Here is an 11,814-nt window from a genome sequence, read left to right as displayed (position 1 = left end):
TAGTTAAGGTTTTTGTGAATTTTTTTTCGTGACGTTGACATAATCGTGAAATTTCTCGTTTTGACTTTCTTCTATATAATGAAGAAAACGCTTTCTCCATTTATGATATGCACAAATATCCACTATGTTTGTGCTATTTTTGTATGTATCGTTGATTCCTTCAGCAAGGCTTTTTCTTTTATTTATGAGGGTTCTCTCTCGTATCGAGGGGTTATTGATCAATCGCGGGTATTTGCCTCTCTACCGCGTGTTTTTCCCTTCGATTCGCGGGTATTCATTTCTCTACCGCGTGTATCTTCACTCGATTCGCGGGTATTCTCCCTCATCTGCATAAAAAAACTAGGCTCACGTCGAGTGATGCCTAGTTTTGATTTTCCTATTGGATTAAATGGCTGTCCAGCCGCCGTCGATTACGAGCTCTGCGCCTGTCATGAAGCGGGATTCGTCTGATGCTAAGAACACTACGCCATAAGCTACATCTTCAGGTTCACCGAAGTATGGTAATTGTGTGTAAGCTTGATAGTATGGCAATGCACCGCCCTCCTCCATCGTAGGCGCTGTCATTGGTGTTACAATAATGCCTGGATGAACAGAATTCACACGAATTTTATCTTTACCATACTCGATCGCAGCCGATTTAGAAAGCACACGAAGCGCACCTTTTGCTGCTGTATAAGGGCTTGTACCAGCCATTCCCACGATTCCACCGATCGAAGAAATATTGATAATTGAACCACCGCCAGCTTTTTGCATTTGAGGAATCACATATTTCATGCCAATGATACAGCCATTCAGGTTAATATCCATAATTTTATTCCATTCAGCCATTTCCATGTCAGCAATCGTTTTTGGTGATGACACCCCTGCATTGTTGACGAGGATATCCACTTTGCCATATGCCTTTACAGCCTCGGCAATCACTGCTTTCCACTCATCCTCAGAAGTAACATTATGTTGAAGACCAATAATGTCCCCACCATTTTCTTTAATTTCTTTTACTAAATTATTCAAGGGCTCGATTTGTACATCTGTTGCAATGACTTTTGCGCCTTCTTGTGCAAATAGTTTTGCCTCAGAAGCGCCCATTCCCATTGCTGCTCCTGTAATAATTGCTACTTTCCCATTTAAACGACCCATCATAAAACTCCCTTTCTTCTATATAAATGAACAATTCGTGAACACGTTAACAACTAGTTGTATTATCGACACGGTGTCGTTAATATGATTATAACGCGCAATTGAAAAAGGGCAAACAACACCACAGCCCATCATGACGCTTTCACAACACTTGCAATCGGACTGTTGTTTAAATAGAAAATTTAATACAAGGAGCTTCAAAATGTCGAAAAAAATGGACCCTCGCGTCATCAGAACGCGCCAATTATTAAGAGATGCACTAGTGGCATTAATTGATGAACAAGGCTATGAAAAGATTACGGTACAAGATATTACACAACGGGCTACATTAAACCGTGCCACTTTTTATTTACATTACCGTGATAAATTAGACCTTCTCTATCAAAGCTCAGAAGAAGCTTTGCATGAGCTTGTAAGTAGTATCCATCCACCCTTCGAACAGAAGAGGGATTTTAATTTATTACCAAATTATGACCAGCCACATGAGACATTTATGTATTTATTTGAACAAATAGCGCTGAATAGTAAGCTATACAAGGTCTATCTCACGGAAAAAAATATCCCTTATTTCTCCGATGGTCTTAAAGACATTATTATCAATTTTGTCTCGAGCGGGATTCAAATGATGGAGCCTGACGATCAAAAGCTGACCGTGCCCCGCGAAATGGCCGTCCGTTTTTATGCCGCCGCCTTTCTTGAAGTAATTGTCTGGTGGTTAGAAAATGATATGCCCTATACCCCCAAATTTATGGCGACCCAGTTAATGCGTATTACCATTAAAGGCCCTTATATTGACAACCCTTTTGAAAGATAAGAGCACTTAATTCACGCTCAAACGAATTTTCAATTAACAGAAAAAGGTAATCACAACACATATGTGATTACCTTTTTCGTTCCCATTTGTCTCGGCCTCGGAAGTTATCGTATTTTCATGTTTAACTCTCTAGTAGGGTTATAGAGTTGTAACCATTTATCCGCTTCACTGACCATCCACCTTCCAAATTCATTTAAAAACAACAACAAAACGTTCGTATCGATTATGGGCGTTATTGCATATTCAAGTGCCCTTCTCATGTCGCTTTCCTTGTCAGGGAAATATTCCGAGAACCGTTTATAGGCGGGGTATAAATCCCTTGTATAGGTGTTTTCCTTCGTTATGACAAGTGCAAGTCCTGCTCTTACTATAATTTTCATAATCCACTTGCAACAATCTTTAATATCCTCTATATCCGCATTATCTTGAAGGTCATCACAGGCATTTTTTATTTGCCCCTGCAAATGAATAAGGTGGTCATTCGCTAAAGCCTCGTCCACCTTATATCTTGGTAATCGAGGTATTAAATCCTCTCCAAACACACATATACTATGGGTTTGGAGGATGAAACTAATGATTGAAAAAGATGTCGTATTTAAAATAGCTTCTTTGCCAAATACACTTAGCTCAATCCCATCTACACAATGATGGTTTTGAGTTAATGCTTGTTCTACTTCTTTTATTCGCTTTACCTGCTGTTTTTTAGGCTTTTGCTTCGTAACCGCTATGGTGTCTAAGTCAGCTACTCCTTCAATACCTATACCCTTTAGAATTGATCCCCTTAGATAAATGCTATGTAAGTCATCTTGGAGAATTGTGCGATAGGTATGAATCACATCGTTGATGACAGCAAGAAAAATAGAGTTGATTTTATTCCAATCTGCATGATTAATTATGTATCCATCACTATCCGTCACACATAAGCTACCAATTTCTTTTATAGTCGTCATTACATCGCTCCTTTTAGGTGACTGATTTGCTTAAAAGTAGGATAGCATGTACTATATCAAACACGCTATCCAGCTTCCAAGTTGGAAGTCCTTTGAAACTAGCAGCATTTACTTTTCATTAAACTCAAATTCAATTTTTCCTTCTACCAAACGTAGGGCTGCATTAAATGGTTTGCCATTCTTTGATTTAAAGCCTTTCATCAAAGCAGTTTTGCCACTCTTACATAAGTCATGAATGTTTTTTTCCGTTAGTTTTTTTCCTAATAGCCTTTGTGGGAACGTTTGCTTACAACCATTTTTATAATTCGAACAACTGTAAAAGCTTTTACGCAAGCCTATTTTCCCTTCCTTGCATGCTGGACAGATGGCAATATCTTTTACCACGGCTGGTTTAAACTGCTCTGCTTCAATTGTCAGAGACTCTAACTGTTTAGGCACCTCTGCTATTAATTGATGAATAAACTTGCCTATGCTTTCAATAAAATGCTTGGCAGAGCCTTCCCCCTTACCAATTTTATGTAAGTAAATTTCCCATTTAGCCGTCATGGAAGGGCTTGACAGTAATGTCCCTTCAATTGCCTGACATAAAAGCTGTCCTTTCGGTGTAATGCTCACGATATTTTTTCGTACTTCAATAAATCCATGCTTCTTAATCGTCTCGATAATGCCACTCCGAGTTGCCTCCGTTCCAATCCCTTCAATCGATTTCAGCACCTCGATTTCCTCTTCATCCTCAACCGATTTACCACAGGTTTTCATCATCGTAATGAGTTGGCCTTCTGTATAGGGCTTCGGAGGTGTTGTCGTGCCTTCTAAAATAGCAATCTTACTTTGTACCAGCTCATCTTGGAAGACAACAGGTAAAGACTCCTCACGCGCCTGCACCTCTGTCTCATTTGAAAATAATTCTTTCCAGCCTTTGACAAGCTCTGTTTTCCCTACTGTTTTAAACTCTACATTTTTGACATTCGTGATAATCGTTTTTTCATCGTATTCATAATCCTGATGAAACATAGCGAGTGTCGTATTGAGGATTTCAAAATAAATATTTCGTTCATCAGCATTCATGGATTGCAACGCTTTGGCCGTCGGTATTTTTTTCGTTGGAATAATTGCATAGTGCTCCCCAACATTGGCACTGTCGACATAGCGCTTGTTCTTCCCTCGATTGATCGGCTGAAATGCTTTTCCCACAAGCTGCTGATAGTTTCCTAATGATTCATTTAAATAGAGAAACTCATTATGTGTAATGAGCTGTGAATCGGTACGTGGGTAAGAAACGAGCTTTTTCTCATAAAGTGATTGCGTAAGTTTCAACACATGCGATGGACTGTATTTCCAACGTTTATTGGCAGCCGCTTGTAATGTTGATAGCGCATGTAGTTTAGGTGGTGCCATCCGCTTCGTTTTGTTCATGACACTTGTAATGAGACCTGTATCATGCGGTTCAATCCCATGCTGTTGCAATAACTGCACTGCCTCAGCCCGCTCTTTTGTCTTTAGCTTCGCCTTCCCTTTATACACACCATGTTGAGCTTTAAATACTCCTTCGATTTCATAAAATTTTTCAGGCTTGAACTGTTCAATTTCCTGCTGTCTTTTATAAATTAAATAGACGGTTGGCGATTGTACTCGTCCGATGGAGATACTGCCCTTAAAGCCCTTTTTCTGCAACAGTAGCGTATAGAGGCGACTACAGTTCATACCTACTAACCAATCGCTAATTTGACGCGTTTTGGCTTCTTGGTACATCAGCAAATCACGCTCATTACCTTGCATATGATTAAAACCTTTTCGGATTTCCTCCACTTCTAATGAGTTAATCCATAATCGTTTAACTGGCTTATTTACTTTTGTCATTTTCAAAAGGGAGTAGAAAATATTTGAACCCTCACGTTCACTATCACAGCAGTTATAAATCGTTGTTACTTGGGGATCACTAAAGATTTTTTTGACTGCATTGAATTGTGGATACATTTTAGAGACCACTTTATCTTCAAATTTTTGCGGAATGATCGGTAATGAAGCAAGCGACCACTTCTCCCATTCCTTGTGATATTCTTTCGGCTCCTTTAATTCAACAAGATGACCAACCGCCCAGGTAATAACTGCACCATGAGGAAAAGTAGAACAAGGTTCCAGTTCAATAAAGGTTTTCTCTTTTTGCTTCACTTTAAAAGCGTCTGCATATGCTCTTGCTTGAGATGGTTTCTCTGCTAATATCGCAATTTTCCCCATTAATCATCACATCTTCTTTACAATATTTTAGTAGCTTTTTCTATAAAAACATAAAACTCAACTAATCAGATTAGTTGAGTTGATGGTGAATACCTTACTACTATTTTACTTTAAACCATATAAAATAGCACTTACTAAAATCTTTGACCACTTTTAAAGCAAATTATAAAGAATCAAAAATTTTCTTTACCCATTCAAGATACGCTCGCATATAGTATTCCTGCTTAAAGCCATGATTCTGACCCTCTGCTACTATCACAGTCAAATCCGCGTCTGCGTTTCGTGCAGATTGGATATATTCCTGTGGACCTTTTACCCCGATTGCTAAATCCTTTGTCCCATAAGCTATAAACTGAGGTATATGAGCTGTCCTGAAATGCGTAGATAAATCTGTCTGCTGCAAGAGCTCTTCCCGCTTTTCTGGATTTCTGACATCTTCATCATTAAAAGAAGCAAAGAGCATGGGCACATTATAGCGATACGTCAATGCAGGGTAAATCATTGCAGCGGATGCTACTTGATCATCAACAGCATCAATGGCATCAGGCTGATAACTAGCAGGAAACAGATTTCCACCTTGAATGAGGTTAATAAAGCTACCCGTTTGATAACCTCCAGCACTAAAACCTATCAAACCAATTCGATCTGGATGGAGACCATAATCATTGGCATGGTAACGTAGATAACGGACAGCACGTTGAACATCTAGCTGTGGAATAGGCCACTCATAGGGATTGGAACGATAGTGAAGAACGAATGCATTAATACCTGCTTTATTTAATGATGCAGCTATTTCCTTTCCTTCCGCTGTTCCTCCATCCATTTCCTTAAAGCCATAACCACCACCTGGCATAATAATGACGGCACTGTCACTGTTCGCGACCGTATAAGGAATCAGATAGGGCTCATCTTCATAGGTTGATTTTTCATAACCCCCTTCAATTTCATGGATATAGGTAAAGGTATCAATGGCCACTTCATTGTCTTTATAGTCTTCTCCCACGATGCCAGTGGAAAATTTGAATGTCGCCAAAAGTCTGTTAGGATTGCCCTTAATATTCATATCATCTAGCTTACTTCCCGAATGATTACCTGCCACTTCTTCTCCCCAAATCTCCACCTTGTCTTCAATATCCGCAACTGGCTTGCCTGGTTTATTTCCTAATGGATTAATCACAAGAATAGCGTATCCAATCCCCATAAACAAAGTCAGTATAACTAGAAGGATTCCTGCTATCTTGGCTATCTTCTTCGCTACCCTCATCATCATAACCTCCATTAAATTTACTTATGTATCGTTTACTATTTATTATCTCGGGTAAAGGATTATTAACCTTTAGCTCATTCTTTAGCAAATAACGATTGAAGATCTTGTATAGCATTACAAAATTTTATTCTTCCATTTTCTAAAGGATTAAAATGACCTTACTAAAGAAATGTCTGAAGACCAAAAATTTTTAAAAAACTGCATACGTACCTTGCGTAAACTATATTATTAAAACACAACAATAATTTTTTCTAAATATGGGGTAGGTATTGTAAAAAAAGGAGGGATACGATGTTTGATGAAGCTGCATATTTTATTTTTAGAGCGCTGTTAATTTTAACGGTTTTGGTTGTGGTGGTAGGAATCCCACTTGGTGAAATATTGATTAGAAAAAAATAAAACTGCATCTAAATGGATGCAGTTTTTGATTTTTATCCTACTTTGTGTCGATAATAGATTTTGGAATTGTTGAAATAATGAACTATATAGAAGTCTTAGAATGGATTTTCACCTTTTATAAAAGGGATAAAAACTACATAAATTGAACCAATAAAAATGAGCCAAAAGAGTACGGATGTACGTCGCTGTTTAAAGATATTACTTTCCTGAAAAATAAAAATACCGACAATCAACGAGTATAAGACGAATAAAATATACGATAATCCAAACCAGTTTACCCATACGTCACCTGTAAATTGAATTCCAAAATTCTCGTATATAGGCCTTAAAATATAAGTTGTAAAAAGGAAACCAATCGATAGAATTACAATGATTTCGAGTAAACTAAGTACAACTTTCTTCCATTCATCCAAATAAATTACCTCATTTCTTCTGACAACATGAAAATATAAACCTGCGTAATGGTACAAACAAAGTTGCAATTTTGTTAAAGTAGAAAAAGGCTCTACTCCTTATTAAGAGTAAAGCACTCCGTTAAAACAATAGTAAAATACTATCATCCACCTTATGGAACTGTATTACTCATAACCGTCACAAAGCCGTTCATCGAGGCATTATCAATTAATTGAAGTATGCCTAGTCTTGCGGTATCACTGTATGCATACCAATGATTTGCAGTAGTATCATGCACCAATACTCCGCCTAAGTTCCCTGTTGAAAAATAAATATCAAACCGCTTGATACTGTTCGAGTCTTGGTCTAAAAAATCAAATTGCGCATTTTTATCATAGTCCCCTACTGGAATGGGATGAGTATCCCAAGGATTATAAGTAGGTGCTTCGACTTTACTTCCATTATTTTTTATAAAAGTATTATAAATAGCTTCGTTATAACCATTCCCATTAATTTGCTGTATGACTCCGCCTAATGTCATATGATATTCGTATTGCAAAGCTTTTACTTTTATACCATTAATAAAGAGAGGCTGTGTCTCAACTGTTACTGTACCGTTATTGTAAGTGACATTGCTGCCAAATGTTTCGGCAATAAAACGCATCGGAACAAAAGTACGATTATTTTTCATGTATGGCTCTACATCAAGCAGTTCAATTTTACCGTTTTTCACCACTTGATTACGATTAAGCTTTAGTATGACCTGCATATCGTTTTTAGTAAGGGTAATTTGAGCATCCGTCCAAGTAACATTTGCCCCTAAATTTTCGCTAATTACACGTAAAGGAACCATTGTCCGATTATTTTTAACTTCGGGGTTTACATCGGATGCAATGGTAACACCGTCAACTTTTATTTGAAAATCGGCTGCATTTGTAGGTGATGAAGTCATGATTAAAATCAATGCAAGAAAAATTCCTGAGAACACTTTTTTCAACTTTAAACACTCCTTTTTTTAAAACTCACTATTCTCCCAAAAAATACATTTCACTAAATATTTTACCATAAAAATCCACATATATCGTTAAACTATTCTACTCTTTATTCAATCTACATGACCTATTAAAAGAAGACGCGTTTCGAAATAAACGCGTCCGATTGTTAGATAAGGATACTGATGAAAATTATCCAATAACGCTTTAGGAAGGTTTTTGCCTTCATGCGTAAATTGATGTTCTTTCTAAAAAGCTAATAAATTCCTCTACTAAAGGCTGGCTGCCAAATTCCTTGGGCATTTTTTTCCATACTTAGCTCTATTGGTCCTTCAAGTGAAATAAATTTTATAACCCCTGTTGTATCTGTTTGCTGCTCAAACTCTGCATGTTCTAACCCCGCAAAGAGATTTGCGATAATAAGGCGATTTATTTCCTTTGTAAACAACTCCTGTCGTACGATTTTCGTTTTCTCATAATATCTTTGAACACTTTCTGTTTCATCGTTCCTATTTGTTGTGAACAATGCTTCATATGTTTCATAATCTTTTTCCATATCACTCATTAAAAACATTTTAGTAATCGCTTGGGGTGTCATATTTTTTAACTTTTCAATATTATAATCCTCTTTAAAGGCATTAAAAACTTGCTGCTCCTGTTCAGTCAATTCAAATGTTAGCTCAAAATTTTGGAAGCCTACGACCTTACCTACTAATTGTCCCTCACTAATTTTCATAATCGTATGGCCCTCGTCACTGTCATAAACAACCATTTCTTTTTCTTTCGCAGAAATCGATTTGTCATTGAATGGCGCTGGTCTAGTTCCAAAATTATGAAAAAAGTAAGGATTTTTCAATGGGTCATTGATATCCTCTTTTTTTATTTGCTCATTTAATCCATGAACTTTTAATGGGGTATCATCTACTAAAATTTGCCCTTGCTTCATTGTTACATGATCATTACCTAATCCTAATACAGTTGAAACGACAAGCCCATCCGTTCCATAAAAGGCAATATAATCTCCATACGTAATGGGGGCTTCCTTATCGATAATCATTGGCAAAAAATGCAGCATCCATTGTTCCCCAAGTAGATGAGCATATTGCGGTTGAATGATGTCTAAAGAAGAAACATCATCGACAATCGGTAATAGCTCATTTTGCTGACTTGCAGTTTGTAGGTTATTCTTTTGAGAAAATTCGACGAATAACATTAATCCAATAATGAAACATGCTGCAAGAGATACGGTGACAACCTGCCAGTTAAACTTTCTTTTTATAGGTTTCTTTTGCAATATTCGTTGCTTTATGTCGTTTGTAAATGGGGCATCTTGTCGCAATTCTTCTTTTAGCTTGTTTTTAAATTCCTTCATAAAATATTGCCTCCAGTTCCTGATTTGTTTTCAACAATTCTCTCGCTCGACGAATCCTTGTACGAACGGTGTTTTGTGAGACATTTAATAAACTAGCAATTTCAGAAACATCAAATTCTTCATAGTAAAACAGTACAATGACTTCCCTATAATGAAGTGGTAATGCAAAGACAATTTGCTTTAAGGTTGCAAAATCCTCAGTTGCTATATATGTTTGCTCAACTGAGGGTTCAGTTCTGCCTAGTGGTAAAAGTTTTGAAATAAATGATTTTCTCTTTTGTTTACGTAGTTCATCGTGACAGCAATTAATAGCGATACGAGTTAAATACGTTTTCAATGAGGCATCTTTTCTAAAATCGTCTTTATGTAATAAATACTTCATGAGTACGTCCTGTGTAATCTCCTCTGCAAGCTGAAAATCCTTCATATATAAATAGCTAAGATGATACAAATATTCACCATATTGTTCTACGATTTTTTCCAACAACAACTCACCTCGTTTCAATCCTACTACTTAGACGCTCGTTTTCTAAAAAATTGTTCAATCTCCTGGAAATATTTTAGAGTAGCCTTTTTATCAAGGTTACAGAAGTATGTAATACACTCCTATGGTCATTTAGATGATGCAGCAGTGCCTATATTTGATAATGGCCCTTTTCATGAAGAAAGACGCTTTCCTATTATTTCAGAAAAGCGTCCGAGAAGATCGTTATTCAACTATAACTATAGTTCGTTCAAGAAGGACTGTTCTTTTTTTGATTGGTTAAATAAATCTATTCTTTCTTTTATACTTTCGTTCTTGCTAATATCCCACCATTCAACCACCACATAAATCTCATTTATATCTTCAAGTGTAACAAAGTCACCATTTTTATTGATATACGGCCCTGCAATAGCACCAGTTGTATATTCTGCTATATTCGTCTCACCAGTAACTGAACCAGTATGAACCACTGAATCATCACTATCGATAACCACATGCGTTTCAAAGTGGAAGAAATCTGTCATATACGTATTGACGTTTTTCATTTTTAAGGTTCCAAATCCTGCTTTAAAGTCTTCTGGTGTGATAACAATTTCATATCCTGTTAGGTTCCAGCTTTCACTTTCACCCATCAATAATAAATAATAAGTATTAGCACTTTTTTGAGCATTGCAGCCAGATAGTACAAAGAACGACAACATCAAATAAATGCAAGGTACTAAACCTTTTATATGCTTCTTCATTCCATCCCCCTTTGACAAATTTTCGCATAAATATCTAATTCCCAAAAAGAATGCTATTCAACTCTTTAAAAGAAAAAGCCACGTTCCTATATATAAACGCGCCCTTTTCTGGAATAAAAAATTAGTTACTCAATATTCATATACTTTTGTAGGCAACTTGAACGATTTGTTGTTCACCATTCTTCTCAAAAATCTTATAATTTTCCATCCCGATTTTTTCCGCAACTTTTTGGGATGGGATATTTTTTAAGGTCGTGTATGAAAATATTTCGGAATAGCCCAGAACATTCCATGCATATTCCTTACAAGCACACGCCGCTTCTGTGGCATACCCTTTATTCCAATACGCTTTAATAATGTGAAACCCGATTTCAGGTAACCATACACCGTCAATGTTCTGCATGGTTATTCCACAATCACCGATAAATTTATGCCCATCTTTTAAAATAACTGCCCATAGTCCGTGATTATATTGCCTATAATTTTTCTCATTCCATCTGATCCAATTTTTAACCTCTTCTTGATTAAAGGGATGAGGATAATATTGCATAGACTCTGGGTCGGAAAGCACTTTTGATAATTCATGATGATCGTCCATTTTTAACGCTCTAAGATATAATCGTTCCGTCTCGATTATCTGCAAAATGCCCACCCTTTGCTTTTAATTTATTTTGCCACAAAATATCACGCATTCCTTTTTAGAAATGCGCAGTACCTGTTTTTAAGCACATTTGAAGCTAAAAGTTACCCAAAGTAATGATGAAAACACCAAACAACAAGAAACAGACTTACGATCCCCCAAGCAGTGGTACTCCATATCCACCAAACTACAGATTTAGCTTTTGATGAATTTTCCTCTTCTTCCATATTCAATTTTATAAAAGCGACCTTACTTTCCATATCTTTTTTCATAGAGGCGAGCACAACAAATCCAATTATTATGAAACCAATAGTTATCAAAAGTAGTAGGTCCACCTATACACTCCCTTTATATAATTGAATTTCACCGCAATTTATTATAATAA

The 11,814-nt window shown here is 36.7% G+C and carries 12 protein-coding genes; 1 reads left to right on the top strand and 11 read right to left on the bottom strand.

What is annotated here, in order from left to right:
* Window positions 1-384: 384 nt before the first annotated feature.
* Window positions 385-1,137: a glucose 1-dehydrogenase gene (locus tag PSR12_RS09615; RefSeq protein ID WP_221683117.1), complete on the bottom strand. Its 753-nt coding sequence runs from the start codon at window positions 1,135-1,137 to the stop codon at window positions 385-387.
* Window positions 1,138-1,339: 202 nt separating this feature from the next.
* On the opposite strand from PSR12_RS09615, the gene PSR12_RS09610 reads away from it, so the two are divergent.
* Complete coding sequence (locus PSR12_RS09610) at window positions 1,340-1,951, top strand: TetR/AcrR family transcriptional regulator (RefSeq protein WP_274772877.1); 612 nt, start codon at window positions 1,340-1,342, stop codon at window positions 1,949-1,951.
* Window positions 1,952-2,055: 104 nt separating this feature from the next.
* Here PSR12_RS09610 and PSR12_RS09605 read toward each other — a convergent pair whose 3' ends face one another.
* The 10 genes from PSR12_RS09605 to PSR12_RS09560 all read right to left on the bottom strand — a co-directional run bounded on the left by PSR12_RS09605 (window position 2,056) and on the right by PSR12_RS09560 (window position 11,764).
* Complete coding sequence (locus tag PSR12_RS09605) at window positions 2,056-2,901, bottom strand: nucleotidyltransferase (protein ID WP_274772875.1); 846 nt, start codon at window positions 2,899-2,901, stop codon at window positions 2,056-2,058.
* Window positions 2,902-3,009: 108 nt separating this feature from the next.
* On the bottom strand, window positions 3,010-5,139 hold the full coding sequence (gene topB / locus PSR12_RS09600; protein WP_274772873.1) for a type IA DNA topoisomerase: 2,130 nt from the start codon (window positions 5,137-5,139) through the stop codon (window positions 3,010-3,012).
* Window positions 5,140-5,302: 163 nt separating this feature from the next.
* Window positions 5,303-6,403, bottom strand: coding sequence for an alpha/beta hydrolase (locus PSR12_RS09595; RefSeq protein WP_221683121.1), 1,101 nt, complete (start codon window positions 6,401-6,403; stop codon window positions 5,303-5,305).
* 497 nt (window positions 6,404-6,900) lie between these two features.
* Window positions 6,901-7,218 carry a hypothetical protein gene (locus tag PSR12_RS09590; RefSeq protein ID WP_221683122.1) on the bottom strand — a complete coding sequence of 106 codons (318 nt, stop codon included), beginning with the start codon at window positions 7,216-7,218 and terminating at the stop codon, window positions 6,901-6,903.
* Between the two features lie 152 nt (window positions 7,219-7,370).
* Window positions 7,371-8,195 carry a copper amine oxidase N-terminal domain-containing protein gene (locus PSR12_RS09585; RefSeq protein ID WP_274772870.1) on the bottom strand — a complete coding sequence of 275 codons (825 nt, stop codon included), beginning with the start codon at window positions 8,193-8,195 and terminating at the stop codon, window positions 7,371-7,373.
* 251 nt (window positions 8,196-8,446) lie between these two features.
* Entirely contained in the window at window positions 8,447-9,562 is a 1,116-nt protein-coding gene (locus tag PSR12_RS09580; RefSeq protein ID WP_274772868.1) for a hypothetical protein, read from the bottom strand.
* On the bottom strand, window positions 9,549-10,046 hold the full coding sequence (locus tag PSR12_RS09575; protein WP_274772866.1) for an RNA polymerase sigma factor: 498 nt from the start codon (window positions 10,044-10,046) through the stop codon (window positions 9,549-9,551). Before PSR12_RS09575 ends, PSR12_RS09580 begins: the two co-directional genes overlap by 14 nt.
* Window positions 10,047-10,285: 239 nt before the next feature.
* Window positions 10,286-10,789 (bottom strand): hypothetical protein, encoded by a 504-nt coding sequence (locus PSR12_RS09570; protein ID WP_274772865.1) that lies wholly within the window; start codon window positions 10,787-10,789, stop codon window positions 10,286-10,288.
* 136 nt (window positions 10,790-10,925) lie between these two features.
* On the bottom strand, window positions 10,926-11,432 hold the full coding sequence (locus PSR12_RS09565) for a GNAT family N-acetyltransferase (RefSeq protein WP_202341909.1): 507 nt from the start codon (window positions 11,430-11,432) through the stop codon (window positions 10,926-10,928).
* 101 nt (window positions 11,433-11,533) lie between these two features.
* On the bottom strand, window positions 11,534-11,764 hold the full coding sequence (locus PSR12_RS09560) for a hypothetical protein (RefSeq protein WP_274772861.1): 231 nt from the start codon (window positions 11,762-11,764) through the stop codon (window positions 11,534-11,536).
* Window positions 11,765-11,814: the final 50 nt, after the last annotated feature.

Origin of the sequence: Lysinibacillus sp. G01H (assembly GCF_028872195.1) — a bacterium.
Taxonomy (GTDB): domain Bacteria; phylum Bacillota; class Bacilli; order Bacillales_A; family Planococcaceae; genus Lysinibacillus; species Lysinibacillus capsici.
Note: the sequence above shows the minus strand (reverse complement) of the source record. Positions and strands in the feature narration are given on the sequence as shown.